Annotated in this window: 21 protein-coding genes; 4 read left to right on the top strand and 17 right to left on the bottom strand. The window is 50.6% G+C overall.

All coding sequences use genetic code 11. From position 1 onward, the window contains the following. The 17 genes from CRENPOLYSF2_RS04700 to pilL2 form a co-directional block, all read right to left on the bottom strand. On the bottom strand, positions 1–1118 hold a 1118-nt coding region (locus tag CRENPOLYSF2_RS04700), incomplete at its 3' end, for a TraC family protein (protein WP_176371036.1). Beyond that, positions 1118–1549, bottom strand: a complete 432-nt coding sequence (locus CRENPOLYSF2_RS04695; RefSeq protein WP_087142791.1) for a TIGR03751 family conjugal transfer lipoprotein — start codon at positions 1547–1549, stop codon at positions 1118–1120. The genes CRENPOLYSF2_RS04695 and CRENPOLYSF2_RS04700, both read right to left, overlap by 1 nt. After that, complete coding sequence (locus CRENPOLYSF2_RS04690) at positions 1509–2903, bottom strand: TIGR03752 family integrating conjugative element protein (RefSeq protein ID WP_176371035.1); 1395 nt, start codon at positions 2901–2903, stop codon at positions 1509–1511. Before CRENPOLYSF2_RS04690 ends, CRENPOLYSF2_RS04695 begins: the two co-directional genes overlap by 41 nt. Then, a complete protein-coding gene (locus CRENPOLYSF2_RS04685; RefSeq protein ID WP_087142798.1) occupies positions 2903–3811 on the bottom strand; it encodes a TIGR03749 family integrating conjugative element protein in 909 nt (302 codons plus the stop codon). Before CRENPOLYSF2_RS04685 ends, CRENPOLYSF2_RS04690 begins: the two co-directional genes overlap by 1 nt. Then, positions 3811–4476 (bottom strand): PFL_4703 family integrating conjugative element protein, encoded by a 666-nt coding sequence (locus CRENPOLYSF2_RS04680; RefSeq protein ID WP_087142789.1) that lies wholly within the window; start codon positions 4474–4476, stop codon positions 3811–3813. Before CRENPOLYSF2_RS04680 ends, CRENPOLYSF2_RS04685 begins: the two co-directional genes overlap by 1 nt. Before the next feature lie 13 nt (positions 4477–4489). After that, on the bottom strand, positions 4490–4861 hold the full coding sequence (locus tag CRENPOLYSF2_RS04675; protein WP_087142788.1) for a TIGR03750 family conjugal transfer protein: 372 nt from the start codon (positions 4859–4861) through the stop codon (positions 4490–4492). A gap of 71 nt (positions 4862–4932) precedes the next feature. After that, positions 4933–5286, bottom strand: a complete 354-nt coding sequence (locus CRENPOLYSF2_RS04670; protein WP_087142787.1) for a TIGR03745 family integrating conjugative element membrane protein — start codon at positions 5284–5286, stop codon at positions 4933–4935. 30 nt (positions 5287–5316) lie between these two features. Next, positions 5317–5547, bottom strand: a complete 231-nt coding sequence (locus tag CRENPOLYSF2_RS04665) for a DUF3262 family protein (RefSeq protein ID WP_087142786.1) — start codon at positions 5545–5547, stop codon at positions 5317–5319. Positions 5548–5552: 5 nt separating this feature from the next. Further along, the gene (locus CRENPOLYSF2_RS04660) at positions 5553–5846 is read right to left on the bottom strand and encodes an integrative conjugative element protein, RAQPRD family (protein WP_087142785.1); all 294 of its coding nucleotides are present in this window, start codon (positions 5844–5846) and stop codon (positions 5553–5555) included. Positions 5847–6401: 555 nt separating this feature from the next. Then, positions 6402–7148, bottom strand: coding sequence for a TIGR03747 family integrating conjugative element membrane protein (locus CRENPOLYSF2_RS04655; RefSeq protein ID WP_087142784.1), 747 nt, complete (start codon positions 7146–7148; stop codon positions 6402–6404). A 36-nt stretch (positions 7149–7184) separates the two neighbouring features. Then, positions 7185–9230 carry a type IV conjugative transfer system coupling protein TraD gene (gene traD, locus CRENPOLYSF2_RS04650; RefSeq protein WP_087142783.1) on the bottom strand — a complete coding sequence of 682 codons (2046 nt, stop codon included), beginning with the start codon at positions 9228–9230 and terminating at the stop codon, positions 7185–7187. Beyond that, on the bottom strand, positions 9227–9769 hold the full coding sequence (locus CRENPOLYSF2_RS04645) for a PFL_4695 family integrating conjugative element protein (protein WP_087142782.1): 543 nt from the start codon (positions 9767–9769) through the stop codon (positions 9227–9229). The genes traD and CRENPOLYSF2_RS04645 overlap by 4 nt, the downstream gene beginning before the upstream one ends. Next, on the bottom strand, positions 9766–10314 hold the full coding sequence (locus tag CRENPOLYSF2_RS04640; RefSeq protein WP_087142781.1) for a transglycosylase SLT domain-containing protein: 549 nt from the start codon (positions 10312–10314) through the stop codon (positions 9766–9768). Before CRENPOLYSF2_RS04640 ends, CRENPOLYSF2_RS04645 begins: the two co-directional genes overlap by 4 nt. A 3-nt stretch (positions 10315–10317) precedes the next feature. Further along, on the bottom strand, positions 10318–10881 hold the full coding sequence (locus CRENPOLYSF2_RS04635) for a hypothetical protein (protein ID WP_087142780.1): 564 nt from the start codon (positions 10879–10881) through the stop codon (positions 10318–10320). Next, positions 10869–11672, bottom strand: coding sequence for a TIGR03759 family integrating conjugative element protein (locus CRENPOLYSF2_RS04630; RefSeq protein WP_087142779.1), 804 nt, complete (start codon positions 11670–11672; stop codon positions 10869–10871). Before CRENPOLYSF2_RS04630 ends, CRENPOLYSF2_RS04635 begins: the two co-directional genes overlap by 13 nt. Before the next feature lie 9 nt (positions 11673–11681). After that, positions 11682–12545, bottom strand: a complete 864-nt coding sequence (locus tag CRENPOLYSF2_RS04625) for a hypothetical protein (RefSeq protein ID WP_087142778.1) — start codon at positions 12543–12545, stop codon at positions 11682–11684. Continuing rightward, positions 12542–13096 carry a PFGI-1 class ICE element type IV pilus protein PilL2 gene (pilL2, locus tag CRENPOLYSF2_RS04620; protein WP_087142777.1) on the bottom strand — a complete coding sequence of 185 codons (555 nt, stop codon included), beginning with the start codon at positions 13094–13096 and terminating at the stop codon, positions 12542–12544. Before pilL2 ends, CRENPOLYSF2_RS04625 begins: the two co-directional genes overlap by 4 nt. 316 nt (positions 13097–13412) lie before the next feature. Between pilL2 and CRENPOLYSF2_RS04615 the strand changes: the two genes are divergently transcribed. The 4 genes from CRENPOLYSF2_RS04615 (at position 13413) to CRENPOLYSF2_RS04600 (ending at position 20880) form a co-directional block, all read left to right on the top strand. Further along, positions 13413–13685 carry an HU family DNA-binding protein gene (locus CRENPOLYSF2_RS04615; protein WP_087142776.1) on the top strand — a complete coding sequence of 91 codons (273 nt, stop codon included), beginning with the start codon at positions 13413–13415 and terminating at the stop codon, positions 13683–13685. 149 nt (positions 13686–13834) lie between these two features. Next, positions 13835–16756, top strand: coding sequence for an SNF2-related protein (locus CRENPOLYSF2_RS04610; protein WP_087142775.1), 2922 nt, complete (start codon positions 13835–13837; stop codon positions 16754–16756). A gap of 140 nt (positions 16757–16896) precedes the next feature. Then, positions 16897–17793 (top strand): Abi family protein, encoded by an 897-nt coding sequence (locus CRENPOLYSF2_RS04605; RefSeq protein ID WP_087142774.1) that lies wholly within the window; start codon positions 16897–16899, stop codon positions 17791–17793. Between the two features lie 36 nt (positions 17794–17829). Further along, positions 17830–20880, top strand: coding sequence for a site-specific DNA-methyltransferase (locus CRENPOLYSF2_RS04600; protein ID WP_087142773.1), 3051 nt, complete (start codon positions 17830–17832; stop codon positions 20878–20880).

The following is a 20880-nucleotide window of genomic DNA, read 5'->3' as shown; positions in this document are numbered from 1 at the left end:
TCGGCATCTAGGCCTGCCAGCTTGGCTTCGGGGTTATCACCCACCGCCGCGTGCTGGATGGCCGACAAATGATTGCGTACTTCATCCTGAGCGCGGATCACCACCGTCATCACTAAAATGGTGTTTTCTGGGGCACGGTCAAACGTGGCAAAAATATGTTCGCCCACGCCGCGCTCCGAACTTAACAGGCCAATGGCCGGTACACGCCGCAACGCCTGCACAGTGACCACCTTGTGCGCCAAACCATCAAGCCACCAGATGCCCTGATCTTTATCGGAATGCGGTGTGCCCAGCATCAGGGACTCGCTGAAATCAAAACCGAACGGCAGTTCAACATCGCCAGGATAAGCGACGGCTTTGCCATCGGTATCCGGCAACGGGTTAAACCAGCGGAACAGCCAGTCATACAGTTGTTGGCCGCCACAGCGCTGAATGCGCACACCGGCCGCATTCAGCGAGGCCACCAGTTTGGAGGCCACATCATTCAGTTCCTGCACCGGCGACTGGAACACGCCGAGACTTTGCCCACGTTGGGTTTTATGGCGGCGGTACAGGGTAACGCGGATTTTACGGGTCTGGCCGCGCCAGGCATTGCCGGTCACCGCCCTGTCGTTAAACAAGCCACCGGGTCTTGAAATCGCCTGGAAATGCGCCTGCAAAGTGTCCAAATAACGGTCGGTCAACATACTGTGCCGTGCCCGATCCTTCACATAAGCCGCCACGGTATCGCCCATGCCGGCCAGATTGGCTTCATCCTGGAGATAAAACTGCACGATCCATGGGCTGCCCTGCTCTTCCGGCAAAGATGTCAACACTGTCTGCAATTTATCACGCAGCTCAACCATAAAGGCTTCCGTCCGGCCTTCGGTGGCAATCGGATCCACCTCAAACAAAGCCGCCACGCTAATACCGTCATCCAATAAAAAACACTGGTTCGATGCGTCATATTCCAGCCAGGGCAACAGGTTGGTAAAGGACTGAGGGCTGGCATACATTTGCTTGATACGGTCTTGGGTGGGCGGTTTGTCCACCGTACGGCGGCGCTGTTGGCCGTCCGGTATGACGGCTTGTTTACCGAACGGTGAAAAACGGCTACCGCGTTTTTTTGAAAAAACCATTACTCGCCCTCCAGTTCACCAGGCAGTGCATAATGCACCGTGTCATAAAACGGGAATGCCGTGCTGTAGCCAGGAATAGGATTGCCTTCAGCCCCTGACAAATGCGGGAAGACGTACATCACCAAGTCCGGATTAGGCAAACGCTGAAAGATGAGCTGGGTTTCGTTATAGGCTTCACGGCTGTAGCCTTTCAAATCAGTTGCCCTATTACCCAAAGAACGGACTTGTCCCATTGGCGATGTCACACCAGTACTGGACTCCGGCGAATTTTCACTGCCCAGCCGCTGGCCGGAAAAGTGCCTGTCATAAACTTGTTTCATCGTCGCTCCGCCTTGTGGCAAGATCGATTCCTTGTTGCTGACGGCACAGGCGGACAACATCAGCGCCACGTTAATCAACAGCAGTTTGGCGGTTTGATAGCTGTGTTTCATAACTGGTTTTCCTTCCGTTAGGGTCATAATCAATGGGCAGTTCCTGGTCTATGTGGATGGCCAGCTCTACGCCGGTGTCCACATACACCACATCGAACGATTGGGCGGCACGTTCATCCAGATAGCGGCTGAGTTCATCCGCGCCACCGGCAATGGCGTTCAGACCTGCGTATTGGGCGGCATTACCGGTAAGGGCGGACATCACGCCACCCAGAGGCGTGACATTTTGGGTGACATTACCCTGGGCAAACGCCTTGGAAGCGGCTTGTGCCGACTTGGCCAAGAGTCGGCCACCTAAAAAGTTGGCGGCATTACTGATACGGTCGCCACTGACGCACGGGATGCCGTGTTTGTCAGAAATCCAGCCGATGGCGTTGGTTTGGTTTTGGCCGGTGCCAGAACCGGCACCGGTTTGCAACGTGTTGCCAGACAGGGCGCTGTTATTGCTGGTGTTGTTCTGTGAACTACTCGGTAAAGTCCGTATCGTGCCGTCATCAAACACGAAAGTCACCGACTGCACCGTGCCGCGTACGCAGGACAGCGTCCAATCACCGGTGGTATGGCCACTGAACACCATGCCGTTCAGGCCAGGAATATCAATACCATTCGCGGCCAGGTTGTCGCTGCCGACAATGACTTTAAAGGGAAACGGGTCAGACACCGTATCCTTGAACGGCACTTTGCCGATTAACGCGGTCATGGCCGTGGAACCGATCAGCGTGGCATTGCGCGGTACGGTATAGGCTGGTTCAAGCGGAGACAATGGCGCAATTGCTGTTGCATCCAGTAAAGTATTCGGCGGTGTCGCTGCCAGTGTCGTGCCATTTACACCGGGATTCACTGTACCAGCGGCTGGTGGCAATGTTCCCAACGGCTCTATCCATTGGATAGTATCTATGGGTGCTGCACTGTAGCCCGTGGGCGGGTTCGGGTTGAAGCCATCCGGCAAGGTCGCGTTCGGTAACAGCGGGTTTTGCGCCACGGTGTCCAGCTTGTTTTTGAGCGCTTCGAGCTGGGCGTTCAAGGCAGAAATTTCAGGATTATTGGCGAGCGTCTGTTTTTGCACCTCCTCGGTCAACATCGCCTTCAAACTGGTGGCCAACTCGTTTTTTTGGTTCAGCAACTCGGTGTTTTGCCGTTCAATACTGGCTGATTGCGCCTTGAGATCGGCGACATACGCGGTCAGGGTGCGCACAGTATCGGCCGGTGAATCGGCATCCGGTTGCGGCGCGACCGGGACAGCTTGCAAGGCACGGTGGAGCGGTGTTTTTTTGTCCCAGGATTTTAGGGCGATAAAAATCACCATGATGAGAATCAATCCGGCGAACACCGGTAAGGCTTTATTCGATGGCATCAGGGGAGCCTTGCCACAGGCCGGTCGGAAACCAGGTACAACGCCGTCACACTGGTGTCGCTGTCGGTGCCACCGAGTTGTGCGTGTTGTAAAGTGGCAGTGCGCCATTGCCCGCGCAGCAAGCGTGGGTCAAGCACAACCGTGTGCGCGGAACGGTTGGTCAGTTTCACGGCGGTAACATAAAGATTACCTTTGCGCCAGGCGGCCACCGGTTCGGCCAGGATGTCGCTACCACGTAATAAGGTATCGCTGCGGTCGCTGTTAAAGCTGGCTGCATGTACGCCCTCAGGTGTTTTAAGCAACCGGGCCGGCGCATACAATTGTTGTGCGGCATAGCGGGTCAGCACGGCGTAATCGGATACTGTGGTTGTTTTTTGGCGCTCGCGGCCAGGTAATTTGGGTGGAACTGATGGAATACCGTTGTTGTTTTCTGCCAGTGCGTCACTATGACTAGGGTGTGCGCCTTCCGGCGCTTGCGCAGTGGTATTGATGACCTCAATACGCGACTGGGACGTGGGCTTGTCGGTTGCCGTCAGATCAATCAGATAAAATTGGCCGTTTTGGCTGTCCTGCACCTGGAGTCGGGTCGCGGCAAATGGCCGTGTAGCCAGCCAATACACACTACCGTGTTGGCTTTGGGTACGTAAATACGGCAATAACTGCGATGGGATACCCAAACGCACACTGCCTGGAAACTGGATGATGCGTTCCCTGCCCACACCGATAGTAATCGCTATCGGGACACCATCCCACAGGATACGTTCTACGGATTCGTCTGCCCGAGCTGTGCTTAATTCGGCCTTGCCATCAGGACTTAGCCCCAAGCCGGGTGGAATGTCAGTTTCGGCATGGCTACTTGAAGTGGCAAATGCCATCAAAAACGCTAAATTGCGATAACGTCCTCTCATCAGGGTGTCTCCTGTTGCGGGACTGGTTTTGGTAGTTCAGGCAATGGTTGTCGGGCGTTGAGAGTTTTTGGGCCGTCATTTTCATAACCATCCAAAGCCAAGCCCCACGGATTAGCATCCCTATCGATGTCATAGCGCACAACGCGGATCGGATAACGGATACTGACGTTCTTGACTTCGATGCTTTTCACATATTCACGGATGTTGTAATCCAGCCAGACCAACCAGCTGTCATCACTTAAAATAACCACACGGCGTTCTTCAAAACCCTGGCCGGATAAGGGCTGGATGGTGCGGGTGCGCCCTGACAACTCGCCGTTCTTGCCGCGCAATGCCATATCGGCTTTTAAACTGTCGATAAACGGCGGGGTCAAATATGGCGAGACGCGGAACAGTTGCTGGCCATAATCATCCTGGCCATTGTCCCAATGGTTGGCCTGCTGGAACACGGTATTGGCGAAGGCATAGATATGCGCCGGTTGTGCATCTTCGGCTTTGATGACCGCGCCAGTGCGCAAATCCGGTGGGATATGGATGCGCACGGCTTCCTTGGCATGGTGCCAGCCATACCCAAGTCCTGCAATGATGAGCGCCAATAGAGTGGCCAGCCAGCGCAAGCTGCTGATGTGGGCACGTAAGTTACTGTTCTCGTCGCGGTAGCGCATGGTGTTGGGCTTTCTAGTTGACAGTCAGGAATGAACGGCCCAATGACCAGGAACCGTGGCGGCGGATCAGTTTTGAGCGCCAAAGGCCCAAGTCGTTGAGCCGGATCATCATCAGGTGTTGGTAGTAATTGTCCGGGCGGCCGCGTTTGACCAGTTGGAACAACGTCGCGCCGACATACACCGTGGCTAAAATACCCAGTCCCGACAGGCCTAAGCCCATCGCCACCGCGCCAAACGAGGCGGCGATCATCAGCGACACCGGCACCCAGAACAGCACGGCGCACAACAGGATCATGCCAAGTTCGGAGTTTGAGCAGCCACGGAAAATTAACGGCTCTGAATTGAGCCGGTCGGCCAGGATGTCGTTTACGTCGTTTGGGTTCATGAATGATTATCCTCAGTGGCAATGGTCAATGCCTTGCGTCATACAAAACATTAACCATCACCGGTTTACAGTTAAACGATGGTGGTGGAGGCTTCGGTCAGCAAATAGCTGATGAACACCATAACCCCGGCGGCAATAATGCCGGTCAAGCCCACTTCGCCCCATTCGGCGCGGCCATTGCGGGCCTCGTTGAATTTAGCAATGGTGATCCAGGCGATCCACAGGAACGCCGCCGTTGCAATGACCAGCCCCAGCACCAGGCCGGCATCCTTGGCATAGCCTTTAATCAGGTTCAACCAGTTGCCAGCCGGTGCACCGGTACTGGGTGCTGTGGGTGTCGGCAACGCCGCCTGCCCGTTGGCACCCCACAGTAAAAGCCACATTGCCGCCGTGGCGTATACACATTTAAGCTTGGAAATAGCCATAAAACCCCTTGTTCAAGATTGACACTACGATTACCTTACACAATAACCCAACAACAACATCACGACCGCCGCCCGCACCAACAGCACCGACAGCTCATAAAACGAAATCTGCCCAATCTGCCAGCGCTGTAACTGCCGGTAGGCCAGCCAGGCACCAAAAGTTAAAAACACCAAAGCCACGACACTGGCAATGCCCAGCGTCAGGCTGCCAGTAGACACACCGGTCGATTGCTGGAACAGCGCGAGTTGGTTTGCTGTCACCGGTGTTACCTGGTACGGTAATCCCCTTTAAGTGGCGGAAAACTGCGCGGTTGCTGGCGCGTGGCCGTTGTGTGTTCACGCAGGCCAAGCTTCATGCGTACCAGGTCGTCCCGAAGCCAACCGTACTCAAACCTAACAGTGGCATCGGGGTCGGCCTGGGCTTCCGCTTCGGCGATCATCGGTGCCAAGGCATCCAGTTCATGCGCGACACGCGCCAAGGCTTCACGTTCGCCTTCCGGATCGGCAGTCACTGGCTCTGCCACTAACAGGCCGACCGTTAGAAATAAAAATGTACGCATGAGTCAACCTCCCTTAAGTCCACCACTCGGAGGCATAATTTACGCAAAAATTTTAAAAAAAATAGCGAAAACTGTCCTTCCAAATAGGACGGTTTTTGGGTGGAACGTGCTGTGAGGATGGGTATAAGACAAGAAAAAATACAAGCAGCTCAGGAATGCGGCGTATTAATAAGCACTTACGCTACTATTAACGCACCGAAAACCTTTACAATTTGGATCGGCACGACAGTAACCTGTCTATTTGGAGCTTACCGCACTGGGGTTTTCATGGCCAGATGCAAATGCCCGTCTACGCTTTAACAACACAGTTTATTTTGATTAAAGTAATCAAAATAATTAATCAAGGAGGGAATAATAGAGATGGGCAATGCTAAAAGGGAATTTGGGGAAATGTTACTTAAAGCCCAAGAGGAATTGCTTGGCACCCCTGCGCTGGGCTTGAAAACCAAGACTCGCTTGCTAAAAGCGTATTGAGCTTCCCTTATGTCAGCCATGTGGTGTACTTTATGCAGGACGCTGGTAGGATTCAGAAAACCCAGTAAGGCTCCGCCGTTCCTACAAATACTTTTTAAAAGTAGCCGTCATCACCCTCACCACCACCGCCAACAACACCGCAAACGGCAAGACAATCAGGTTAGGATGGATACTGAACGGCATGGCCAGATACACCATCCACGGCAAAGTCAAAGACGGCAAGATAAATTTTTTGGCCCAGTGGTAAACAAAAGCACTTTCCCGCCCGCCACTCCAGCGCCGGATATCCCGTTGCACCAGGCCATCAATAATCCCGACCAGTGCCAGCAACACAAACGCCGGTACCGACAAAACCAACACCGCCAGGCGCACGGCAAACACGGAGGTCATGGTAATGGCGGCCAGGATGTAATCCGCGCTCAAATGGTAGGCGTATTTTACCCAGTTGTGTAACTGCGGATTGTGTTGCGGTGCTGGGTTGGCCAACCATTGAATCCCTCGTTCAATGCCGGTTTTCTGGAACAGGTAATAATAGAAATTGGCCGAGCAACGCCGGGCAAATTCAATTGGCTCGGCCACCAGGGCGCTACGCTTAAAATCGCTGTTCAAATAGGTCAGCTCTTGCGCCAGCATCCCTGCACTGTGACTAGAACCCTGGGCTTGCCAGAAAAATACCATGCCAACCCATTCAATCACCACTGCCAACAGCAAAGTGGCCAGCGCAAAAAAACAAAATTGCACCAGTGTCGTCAGAATCCGGCTTAACAGGCCTTGCTCTACGGCTTGCTGGGCAGAGCGGTGGTTTGAGGTTGAATTCGGTGCGGGCATTATTCTGCTGGGTGGCTTGGATGACGGGTCACCGATTTAGGTGTTAAAGGTGCTGTTGTATCGGCGTTGCATGTCTTGGGCGACATCGGACATACTCTTGGGGATCAAAGGATCATCGCTGGCATCCGATAACGGTAGGCGTAGTTTCCATAAATGCCCGCCTTCCAACAACGCAAACGCCTGGCCTTTCGGTAACGCCATAATAGTGGCCGGTGATATCAGCGGCACTTCGGTGGTGCTGAGGCGGTCTTCATTGCTGGAAGAAAAGTCCACGCTTGAAAACGGGTCTGAAGAATCATTGACACCGGATACTTCCATCAAGGTGCTGACTTCACAGGTATCGATTTGCGAAGTCAGCATTTCGGCGGTGGCCAGTTCTTTTACCCGCAGCATGATCAGGGTATTGAAGTTACCGGCCACCTGCCCTGCTTTGGCCTTGTTGCCCAAACGGGCTTCCACATCCGACCAGGTTTGTGTATACGCCGTCACCTGAAAACCCGCACCACCGGCTTTATTAAGCAGCGGTATAAATTCCGCGCCGATCAATTCATTGAACTCATCGGCATGTAAGGATACGGTCGGCAACTTATTGCTTTTTATGTCATTGGGCAAGCCGTGGTCAGTGCCGTGCTTGTAAATGTCGCCCGCCACCGACACCAAATCGGCAAACATGGAATTGCCCACTGCGGATGCCACCGCCATATCTGACAAGGCATCAAGGCCGACATAGACAATGCCTTTACGGCGGATAACTTGCCGCCAATCGATAATCGGTCGCTGATCGTCAGCATCGGCATAATTGGGTGAAATCAATTGCGCGGTCTTGCCGGAAATGAGTTTTTCCATCAGCGGCAATAATGACGCGACGATCTTGTCGAAATAAGTTTTGTCGTATTCAAACGCCGAGCGCAGGCCATCGGCCACCGCATCATAAAAACCGTTTTCCTTCACATAACGCACCAGGGCAATCACGTCATGGCTGCGGCCTTTGAGTGCAGAAGGCAGGTCTTTTTCATGGATGCCAGTGGCGATTTTTTGCACGGCCTGCTTCCAGCCATCCGGCGCAACCTCCGGTAACCAATGCCGGTAATATTCCAGCAGCAACGGTTCAATATGCGTGATGTAACGGGTGATTTGCTGGTAATCCGGCCGCCGGCCCATTTTCACCAGCGCCATCGCGATCATATTGGTAAAGCGCCAAGCAAACTCCCGAAAAGCCGCCGAATTGCCTTCACTGGGCAAGGCATTGGTGACGCGGGTAGCGACTTCGGTAATGCGGGAAAAATTGCCGATGGCATTGTAGCGGCAGGATATTTCTGGATAGCCCAAATGGAAAATATAGGTTTCGTTGTCTCGCCCTGCCCGCTTGGCTTCGGCCAGCACCCGTTTCATCAGGTCGGCATCGCCTTTGGGGTCAAAGACGATCACCACATCGCCACGGCGGATGTCCTGGGTAATCAACAATTCGGCAAAACGGGTCTTGCCGACGCGGGTAGTACCGAGCACCAAAGTATGGCCAACCCGTTCGCGTAAATCCATCCATACCGCTTGTTCGGTCATGCCCACCGCATGGATTTGCGGTTTACCGCCGACCGGCGGCAGCGGTTTGAAAGGATTGCCCCAGACGTTAAGCCTAAACAGGCGGAACAGCAGTTTGAAGGCCGTGTTTTTTTCATGGCGGCTTTCCATCTGCCGCGCCCAGCGGTATAAAATCCCCTGTTGCAAATAATGCCGTACTTTCGGGCGCTGGGTGTCGCGTAAACGTTGCGTGTGTTGCTGAGTCCATAAGAAGCCCTGCCCCAAGAACAAACGGGTGGCGCTCACCGGCGTTTTGGCCACCGATAGCCGGTACTCCGGCAATTTCCTCAAACTGCGCTGATAGCGCAGGATACGCCAGCCTTCACGAGTTCGCACCACCGCCAGCATCGATAATACCAACGCCGTGGCAGTGCCCACAGACGGTGTCATCATCAACGCCCAAGGCGCAATTCCGGCAATAAATGCTGCACCTGCGGCTGAAAACGCTGTGAAAAACTCCACCGGCGGACGCAACAGCGCTTCCATCGGGTAAACTTTACTCATTGCTCCATCCTGGCCGATGAAATCAACACCGGATAATGGCTTAAGCCAAACTGCTGGGCGAGTTCAGAACCCGACAAGGCAACCAGTTCCAACGGAGCAGCCTGTTGTTTAAGCTGAGCCAATTGTTCAGCATTCTCCACATTGACCACCCAACCCACCGCATGCAGCGTGTCCAATCGCTCACGGTGGCGCTGTATCCACTGTAACGACAACGCATCCGCGCCAATGATAAACACCGGCCGCTCCAGATAAGGGATCGACAGGGTTTTTAGCGCTACGTTGCCTGGGGTCAGTTCCGGTGTTGTCATCGGCAAACTGTGCGACAAAATGGGCAAACGTTCAGCATTGAGGCTTGCCGCTGTGGTCTGGGCTGTAAAAGCTGTTTGGGTAGGCGGTTTAATAGCGGGTAAATAGGCCGCCAATGATTGCGTTTTACCCGTGTCGAAAATTACCACCGGTTCAGCCATACCCTGGGACGCGTGCAAGATGGCCAATGCCATAACCCATGCGGTCTTGATATTGCCGGTTGCCGATTTCATGAACGCTGCCTGAGCCGTGCCAAGCGTTTAAAGACATTATTGGCATAATTGATGGCGCGTTGTTTTTGTCCGCTGAGTTGGCCAGGCGAATGGTAGCGCCCCACCGCCTGGAACCAGTCATGGGTCTGGTCGTATTCGTGCCGTAAAATCCGTGCGCCTACGTGCAGATTAAAATACGGATCCAACGCTTGCCATGGATTGCCCAGTTTGTCGCGGTGGTAATGCCAGTTCACCTGCATCAAACCGATATCGATAATGGTTTTGCCCTGCCCCAGAAAACCAGTCAATGCCCGGTAACAGACTTTGCGGGTCGGGTAAAAATACGCTTTGCCTTCGACATTAAGCGTCCACGGCCACGGCCTGAACATTTGGTTGCTGAGTTTTTTGCCGCTTTCATTGAGGGCAATGCCGTAAAAATAGTGCTCCGGCACCTGGGAGTTACGCGCCACCCATTGGTAGCCTGACGGCACGAAAGCATAAACAGGCGCAGTGTGGCCGACAATAACGGTCAACAACAATGTTTTAACAATCGACAGACGAATCACTAACTACTCCGTTTTTGCCACAATGCGCTGGGCGCTGGCGATAATATCCGGCAAGGCGGCCATCAGTTCGCTGACCACCCATTCGCGTGCCGCCTGTTCAGCGGTAAAATGCGCCACCTGGCTAAACATGCCCACCGACGAACTGGGGCACAGTTGCCAGGCTTTTGACAGCCCAACCAGCGCAAACAAGTCCCTTGTTGTACAGTCAAAGGTGCGCTCCAATGCGCTAAACACCTGTTTTTGGCAATCCTCCAGGCGTTTGCCGGCCCGCAAATAGTGCATGAGCAATTGGCTCAGGCAAAAATCCCACACCACATACTGGTTGACCCTGCGTTCCAGGATATGTCCCCAGGGGAATTCATAGCCGATGGCGCATTCATACTGTGCCAAGGGCGGTTGTTGCAGGTGGACGTTGTGCATAATCGGACTCCTAAAAGTGTATTCGGTTAAGATGGCATCCGGTATGGCCAGTGCCCGGCTGCACTGTTGCAAAAAACGTTGGCATGATAATTGGTCGATGCGCGGCAGCCCTACCGCAACACGCCTGCCGTCGTTTAGTTCGCCCATTGGTGCAGCTGGTTGCCATGCAGCACATATACCACGGGGACATCGGCCACGATTTTCTGGCTGACCTGGTAGTAAGCCCCCTTGTCATGGTTCAGCGTCAAGGCTTTCTTTGCCATCTGCTGTGGGTCAAGCCTGTGCTGTTTGGCCCAGGCCACCATGTGCGGCTCATCCTGCTGTTCTTTCGTATCGGTGAAATAGATGTCCACCTGGACACGTTTACCGGCGCTGCGTGCCAGCACCTGTTGCACAACGGTGTTACAAGTCAAACAATCTTGCAGCTTTACAAACACCAACAAACGATCGCCATCGGCAATCGCGTGGGCTTCATTGCGTGGACTGCCCATCGACATCAACTTGGCATCAAACAACGGTGGCTGGCCGTACAGTTCCTTGGCGGCTTCCAGATAGGCGCGTTGGAAAGCCAGAGTACGCTCGACATCCTCGTGCATCAGTTTTGCCCAGCGTTTGGCATATTGTTTACGCTCCTGAGTGGTTTCGGCATGGATGCCCAACACTTCCAAAGGTGAGAGCGACTTGGGGCTGACGCTGCCGCGTATGCCTTGCATCAGTGCGGTATAGCGTTGCCATTCCGGTTCGCTGAGTTGCCATTGCTGGCGGTCAAACATTGGTGTTTCGGTGTCGATGATGGACGGTTTTAAGGCAGTTGGCGCACTGGCCGCTAACGGTGTAGTTTGCGGCTGGGTGATCTCAACCGCTAAGCCCAGTGTTTGCCAGAGCATCAGCACGGCACTGAAACCCAAATACGGCAACGAATTACTGATTGATTTCATCACAACACCTTAATCCAATGCCAATAAGCGGCGCTGGCCCTGACGGTTGGCCATATAAACACCTTCATGTCCTTCAGCAAATTCAATTACAGTCCAACCTGACAATGTGCTGCCTGGCACCAGGGTATAAAGCTGGCCGTGATGGCGTAGCACAGCTTGTGTTTTGTCGCCCCAATGGTCAATGCTGGCTAAGGTAAATTCTGGCGCTGATACCGTGGTGGCCGTTGAATGTAGTGATGACTTGCGTCTAGCGGTTTTGGCTTTTGTTGGCCAGTGTGCTTGCGTTTTAGGCAATACCGCTGGTGGCTTTCGGCGTATCGGTTTAGTGGCTATCCGTACCGCTTGTTGTTTAATGGCGTGTTGCTGTAAGGTTTTTAACTGGCTTTCCAGTGCCTTAAATTGTGCCGTGTAGGTTTGTTGCTGAGTTTCGATACGCGTAGTTAACGAAGCCAACTGTTTTTCCAGCTGTGTTATTTTGGGATTGTCGATAGGTGGCGGTAATGGCAAGGTCTGATGAACATCAGTAAATCGGTCTGGCCGGAAATCCAAAGGGTGTGTTTCCGGTATCTCCGTTACCCGTGTATCAAAGCTGATTTTTGGGTCTGATGGGGATACAGTTTCAGACGATATCCAAACAAAGGCGGGTATCTGCCAGTTTTTAGCGAATGGCAAAAGCTGTTTAACAGGCCCTGAATAGGCTATCGATAAAGCGATGACTGCACCGGCACTGGCCATCATTATCCAACGGGGCATTCTGCCTAGTTTAACCGGTGTATCCGATTCGGTGTAATGCTGGCCAAAAGTCCCAAAACTATCGTTATGGTCTTCATCATCTATCGCCCTATCCGGCACGGGTTTGGTATCGGGACTCATGGAGTCACCTGGCGGGCAATGTTGGCAGGTAGCGTATACCCTACTTGGCGGTGTACCGGATCGACGGTCAGTTGAAACGGTGCACCTGACAAGGTCTGTAACGCACTTTCCAAGGTCATCGGGCCTAAATGGCGGTGGATGGCTGGGATGGGTTTTTGCAATAATTGCTGGACATCGGAGGCCTGGGGCAAGGCGGTAAATTGGTAACCGCTACGCAGCAATAAATAATCCACTGCCGACTGGATATCCCCCACCTCCTCCGGCAAAGTGACTTCGATGATGACCTGTAACAGTGCCTGCTGTTCCCTGGTCGGCACGGCATTGACTGTGTGGTAACGGCCTACTTGTAGCCAGCGTTGTCCTGATTTATAGGTGGGGGTTTCTAAAGCAGACGGATGACGTTGCCACCCAACGTCATTAGTTGCCGGTAGCCATCGGCCTGTGGCCTGGCCATATCGTGGGTGGATGGTGTTGGTACACCCACACAACAAACAGGTGATGACTATTAATACCCAAAAGGGCACGTATTTTATAAAGATTAAGCGAGGCATGTGTTTTTTCCTGTACGACTGTTAAAAACAGTGTGCGGAAAAATCATTAAGGCGGCAATAGAAAACCGTCCTTCCAAATCGGACAGTTTTTTATGATGTTGGCTAAGTTATCATTACAGATGGGGTTAATGGATTGATGTGTAGGCAACCAAGGTATTTAAGATGCTGTAGGGCTTCAGTTATCGTCTATAATCTTGGCAGCCAAACAGGCCGGATTACCTGACATGACCGCACTGTTTTTTGCTATTTTGTATTAGTTGCCAACAAACAACCCTACCCTTCATTTAATCTACACACCTTAATATAGGAATCACCCATGAATAAAGCCACCCTTATTGCCGCCATTGCCGAAAGCTCAAACTTAACCAAGGCGGAATCAGGCCGCGCTTTGGAAGGACTGCTCAGCGCCATTGAAAATGCCTTGAAAGTTGGGGATTCAGTTGCCTTGGTAGGTTTTGGTACGTTTTCCGTTAAGGATCGGGCTGAACGCACTGGGCGGAATCCGCAAACTGGCGCGGAAATCACTATTCCCGCCGCGAAAATACCGTCTTTTAAGGCAGGTAAGAATTTGAAAGATGCGGTTGATTGATATTCTACACAGCCGATAGCAACGGCCTTGCCCATGCGTAAATTATTGCCAACTTTCTAAAAACAGCTGGACTCGCACAAATTTCAAAACAGCTACTCTCTGAATAAATAGTCAATTCAAAAAATATAAAAAATGACGCGTCTTAACAAATGATCACATCATTCCACGCGAAATACTTCGCGCACGAGCTTACGCGCCGTCATGGTGCCAATGATACCGAACGTCTTTCCCAATCGCTTTTCGATGCCAGCGTTGACCTTAACCCCCATCAGATAGAAGCCGCTTTATTTGCATTAAAATCACCGTTATCTAAAGGTGTTTTACTGGCTGACGAAGTCGGCTTGGGTAAAACCATCGAGGCGGGTATTGTCTTGTGTCAATATTGGTCAGAACGCAGACGGCGATTGCTGGTTATCTGTCCCGCCTCTTTACGCAAGCAATGGGCGCTGGAACTGGAAGAAAAATTTAATCTGCCCGCATTCGTTCTGGATGCCAAAACCTGGCGCGATACTCTCAAAAAAGATCAATCCCCCATCAGCCAAAAAGCCATCATTATTCTGTCGTATAACTATGCCAATCGGATACGTGATGATTTGAAGTCCATTGCTTGGGATCTCGTGGTTATCGACGAAGCGCATAAACTCCGCAACGCTTATCGGGAAAGCAATAAGATTGGTCAGGGTTTACGCTGGGCGCTTGAAGATAGCCGCAAACTGCTGCTGACTGCAACACCGTTGCAAAACTCGCTGTTGGAGCTGTACGGTCTATCCACGCTGATCGATGAACACCTGTTTGGTGATGTGAACGCTTTCCGCAGCCAGTATGTCACGGCGGGGGGTGATTTGGACGGTTTGCGCCAGCGCTTGTCAGGATTTTGCCGACGTACATTACGCAATCAAGTGACCGAATATATCCGTTACACGGAACGCCGGGCCATTACCCAGCCCTTTCGCCCCACAGATGATGAGCATAAACTCTATGAGGCGGTAACGGCCTTTTTACAGCGCCCCAACAGCTATGCCATTCCCAAACGCCAGCGCCATCTCACCGAACTGATCTTGCGCAAACTGCTGGCCTCGTCTTCGTTGGCAATTGCCGGTACGCTGGAGACGATGAAGCTTAGGCTGGAAGTGTTGCGTGATGAAAAAATACAGGATGACCCTGATTTTGCCGAGCAGTTGCTTAGGGATGAAGACATCGAGGAGGATTTGCTCGATGAAATACTGTCTATAGACCCCCTAGAAGACGATGACACTACCCCCAAGCCGACTATTGATCGGAAGCAGTTAAAAGAAGAAATCGACTTGTTGACGCAATTGGCGGCATGGGCGCGTAGCATTGGCACCGATACTAAAACTCGCAGCCTGTTGAGCGCTCTGGAAATCGGCTTTCAACAACTGGCTACAACCCATGCTCAACGCAAGGCACTGATTTTCACCGAATCACGCCGTACCCAGGCTTACCTGAAAGACTACCTGGAAGCCAACGGTTATGCAGGTCAGGTGGTGCAATTCAGCGGCACTAATAACACGCCTGAAGCCACGACGATTTATCAAGACTGGCTAACGGCAAACCAGGGCACGGGGCGTATCGCGGGTTCCCGTGATATTGATATACGCACGGCACTGATAGAATATTTCCGTGACCAAGCCAGCATTATGATTGCCACGGAAGCGGCGGCTGAAGGTGTCAATATTCAGTTTTGTTCGCTGGTCATTAATTATGATTTGCCCTGGAATCCACAACGAGTCGAGCAACGCATAGGTCGTTGCCATCGTTATGGCCAACAGCATGATGTTGTGGTCATCAATTTTCTGAATGAACGCAACGATGCTGATCGTCGTGTTTTGGAATTGCTGACTGAAAAATTTAACCTGTTCAATGGTGTTTTTGGCGCTTCTGATGATGTGTTGGGCAGTATTGAATCGGGTGTGGATTTTGAAAAGCGCATTTTGACCATTTACCAGCAATGCCGGACACCCACAGAAATTGAGGCGGCTTTTAAGGCCCTGCAAACCGAAATGGATGAGCGCATTCAGGCCAGAATGATTGACACCCGTAAGTTGTTACTGGAAAATTTTGACGAAGATGTGCATGAACGGCTACGGCTCCAGTTAAAAGATGCTAAAGCCCAGCTGGATAGATTCGGTAAACGTTTTTGGTCGCTTACCTATTTTATGCTGCAAGACCGGGCACAATTTGATGATGTCGCGCTGGCTTTTGATCTTACACAGCCACCCAAGCCGGACATTGCCGCAGGTCGTTATCATCTTATTTCCAAGACCACGCCCCATGCAAACAAGCCACTATTAGAAGTAGCTGAAGACACATCCCAAGAAGTCCGTGCAGAATTCGGCGCATTTCTGTACCGGCTTTCGCACCCGTTAGGCGAATTTGTTATAGACCAGGCCAAAGCACTGGAAACACCCAGCGCACACTTGGTTTTTAATGTCAGCGCTTACCAAAATCGCTTATTGGTAGTGGAGACGCTACGTGGTAAAAGTGGCTATTTGACCTTAATGGCGCTAGCTGTTGAAAGTTATGAACGCGAAGAATACCTGTTATTTTCTGCCATTGATAACCAGGGTTTGCCCTTGGAACAGGAAACTTGTGAGAAACTGTTTAACTGTGCAACCACAGTCTCTGGCGCTGTGGTTATACCGGATAGCATTAATCAAAGACTTGACGCTGAGGCAGAGCGGCACATCAAAGCTACCATCAGTCAATCACTGGAAGCGAACAACAAACATTTTAATGATGCGCGTGAAAAGCTGGAAAAATGGGCGGATGATTTGGTTCTGGCCGCTGAAAAAGCCTTGAAAGACACCAAAGAGCAAATCAAAATCCTGCAACGCCAGGCACGACTGGCAACCAACCTTGAAGAACAGTACGACATTCAACAAAAAATCTTAAAGCTGGAAAAACAGCAGCGCCGCCAACGCCAGGAGATTTTTCAGGTTGAGGATGACATCATAGCAAAGCGTGATGGCTTGATTGATGCCCTGGAACGCCGCCTCACGCAAAAAACTGAGTCAAAGCGGCTGTTCACTATAGAATGGGTAGTGATTTAACATATTGGCAACAACAAAAACTCTGAATCAAAAATGGTTGACGTATCTGTATACACAGACTACCATTATGCCAACAACACCCCTCACGCATCCCGTAAGATTTGCGCACCATGAGGGGTTTCTTTTTTATGGGTTTCTGAATGCCTAAGCAGCCCTATACCAAACCGGCTTTAACCATTGATCAACAGATTGCCCAACTACGCACTCGTGGTATGGTTATCAATGATACCCCATTAGCCAAGCATTACCTTAGCCAGATCAACTACTATCGGCTGACTGCCTATTGGCTACCGTTTGAAATCAATCACACTACACACGCCTTCCAGCCTGGAACAACTTTTGAGCAAGTGCTGGATTTATACATTTTTGACCGCGAATTACGTTTATTGATACTGGATGCCATTGAGCGTATCGAAGTTGCAATGCGTACCCAATTGGCTTACCAATTGGGACACCGTTATGGTTCGCACCCACATTTAGACCCTACCTTATTCAAACAATCCTGGAGTCATGTCCAGTATATCAGCCAATTGCAAAAAGATGCTCGCGACAGTAAAGAGGTCTTTATCCAGCATCTGCTGGCGAACTACGTAGAACCGTTACCCCCCATCTGGGCAGCAGTGGAAATTATGACATTAGGTCAACTTTCCAAATGGTACGCCAATTTAAAAAGCGGTGCTGACCGTAACTTGGTGGCACATATTTACGACTGTGATGAAGTCAATCTAGTGTCTTTTTTGCATCACCTGAGTACCATACGCAATCTTTGCGCCCATCACAGCCGATTATGGAACCGCGAATTCATTTTCACATTCAAGCTGCCTAGGCAACGCCCACAGATACTACTGAGTAGTTTTAACCCGAAAGAGCCGCGCCGCATCTACAACACTTTGGTAATGCTGCATTATTTGATGAATATAATTGCGCCCAACCATCATTGGTATCAACGTTTGCTTGATATGTTAACCCGACACCACATAGAACCAACACGCATGGGTTTTCCTAACGACTGGAAAATGCGAGCAATCTGGCGTTAAACCCGAATTTACGCAACATCTCTAATAGAACCCGCCATGAGCAAATACGACGACCTCGTCATCAAATTAAAAGAAATCTTCCAAATTGATAAACCAGAACTGGATTTTGGCATTTACCGCATTCTGAATGCCCGTGTGGGGGAAATCAACGATTACCTGGAAAATCGTCTAAAAGCTAAAGTGAGTGAAAGCTTGGCCAACTCTGGCGCGGCCAATAAAGACGCTTTACTCAAAGAACTCAAAGACAAGGAAAGCCAATACCGTGCCGACGGCATTGATCCTGACACTGTACCCAAACTGCGGGAAATTCGGGAAAAATTGGCTGACTACGGCGCAGGTAGTTTGGAACATGAAAACGCGGTGTTCAGCCATTTGCTGACATTTTTCTCGCGCTATTACGACAAGGGCGATTTTATCAGTCAGCGCCGTTACAAGGGCGACACTTACGCGATTCCCTACGCCGGTGAAGAAGTGGTGTTGCATTGGGCGAATAAGGACCAGTATTACACGAAAAGCGGCGAAAATTTTTCCAATTATGCGTTTAAGTTGGATGATGGCCGCAGTGTGCGTTTTCGTTTGGTGACGGCAGATACGGCCAAAGATAACCGTAAGGATAACGACAAAGAACGCCGTTTTGTGTTAATTGAGCCGACCACCCGCATTATTGCTGAGGATGACGGGGATGAGATTGAAGAAACCTTGTTGCCGATCACTGAAGAAAATGGCGAGTTGGTGATTCGGTTTGAATACAAGGCTATGCCGAAAGGCAGCAAGCAGGATGAACTGGTTCAGAATGCAGTGAAAGCCCTATTGGCGGATGCTCAGGTAAAAGCCCGTTGGTTAGATTTAGCCAAACGCGAACCCACCGAGAAAAACCCGCAGCGCACGCTGTTGGAAAAAATGCTCACCAACTACACTGCCAAAAACACGGCGGATTATTTTATCCATAAAGATTTAGGCGGCTTTTTGCGCCGCGAGCTGGATTTTTACATTAAGAATGAGGTGATGCACCTGGATGATGTGCAACATGCCGAAACCTTTGCCGATATTGAGAAGAACCTGCGCCTGATTCAAACCCTGCGTGCAATTGCACTGGATTTGGTAACTTTTTTGGCGCAACTGGAAGATTTCCAGAAAAAGCTGTGGTTGAAGAAGAAGTTTGTGGTGTCTACGCAGTATTGCATGACGCTGGATCGTGTGCCGGAAAGCCTGTATCCGGCCATTGCCGCTAACCCGTTGCAATGGGAACAGTGGGAACAACTGGGTATGCTGGATGGTGACAAGGCGGATGTGTTTAAGCAAGCCGAGGTGGGCAGTGTTGATTATTTGAAAGAACACCCGTTTTTGATGGTCGATACGACGTTGTTTGATGTGGCATTTAAACACGCGCTGTTGGCGGCGGTGGATAATCTGGATGAAAGCCTGGATGGGCTGTTGATACATGGTGATAATTTTCAGGCATTGAATTTGTTGCAGGAGCGGTATCGGGAGCAGGTGAAGTGTGTTTATATTGATCCGCCGTATAATACGGGTGGGGATGGATTTTCGTATAAGGACAATTACCAGCATTCAAGCTGGATGAGTATGTTTGAAAATAGGGCGATTCTATCTCGTACTTTAATGCAGCAGGATTCAGTATTTTTTTGTAGCACTGATGACATTGAACAGGCAAGTTCGAAATTCGCTCTTGGCAATGTTTTTGGAATGGACAACTTTATTTCCAACATCATTTGGCAAAAAAAATATGCGCCTGCGAATGATGCTAAATGGCTTAGTGATGATCATGATTATGTGTCTTGTTTTGCGTTAGATAAAAATCAGTGGTACCCAACTAAGCTAATTCGCTCTGACAAACAAAACCAAGGCTACACTAATCCTGACAATGACTCGCGTGGTTCATGGATGTCTGATAATTACACCTGTAATAAATCAGCAGATGAACGACCTAATCTTTATTATCCAATAATTAACCCAAATACAGGTGTAGAAATTTGGCCATCAAATAAAGCTGTGTGGCGTTATTCAAAAGGCTTCCATGAAAAAAATGTGCAAGAAAATCTTGTTTGGTGGGGAAAGAATGGAGACAACTCAACACCAAGATATAAACGTTTTTTGAATAATTTAGGTGGAGTTGTTCCTCGTACAATATGGATGTACGAAGATGTAGGACATACTCAGGATGGTATTCGTGAATTACGAGCATTAATACCAGAAACGTTTTTTACATCTCCAAAAACAGTTAGGCTTATTAAACGAGTTATTCATATTGCAGGAGTCGGTAATATTCTCGACTATTTTGCCGGTTCTGGTACAACTGCCCATGCAGTAATTGACCTCAATCGCGAAGATAGTGGTAAGAGAAAATACATCCTAGTCGAACAAGGCGACTACTTCGACACCGTCTTAAAACCACGCATCCAAAAAGTCGTCTATTCAGCTGACTGGAAAGACGGCAAAGCCACCGCACCACATACTGGCCTATCTCATGCCTTCAAAACCCTAAAAATAGAAAGCTATGAAGATACCCTAAACAACCTGCAACTGCGCCGCACCCAAGCACAACAAAGTACCCTGGACAGCCTTTCAGAAGCCGCCCAAGAAGACTACCTATTGCGCTATATGCTGGATATAGAAAGCCGTGGCTCCTTACTATCCGTACAACACTTCAACAAACCGTTTGATTGCAAACTCAAAGTCGCCATAGATTCCGCAGGTGCCTACCAAGAACGCAACATAGACCTGATAGAAACCTTCAATTACCTCATTGGCCTGCGCGTAAAACACATCGACAGCCAGCGCGACAAAGGCTTTATAACCCTAACAGGTTGGTTACCCTGCGGCGAAAAAACCCTCATCTTGTGGCGCGATGTAGAACAAGTTGACTACGACACTCTAAACCGCCTGTGCGACAAACTCGCCATCAACCCCGCAGACAGCGAATTCGAAATCGTCTACATCAACGGCGACCACAACATCCCCGCCGTATTCACCAACCTGGAAACCGAAGGCGGCATCACTAAAACCCTTAAAATCCGCCAGATTGAACCGGAATTCTTAAACCGGATGTTTGCGGTAGAGGGGAATTAA

Origin of the sequence: Crenothrix polyspora (assembly GCF_900163755.1) — a bacterium.
Taxonomy (GTDB): domain Bacteria; phylum Pseudomonadota; class Gammaproteobacteria; order Methylococcales; family Methylomonadaceae; genus Crenothrix; species Crenothrix polyspora.
The sequence above is the reverse complement of the archived record's forward strand: the minus strand, read 5'-3'. Positions and strand labels throughout refer to the sequence as shown.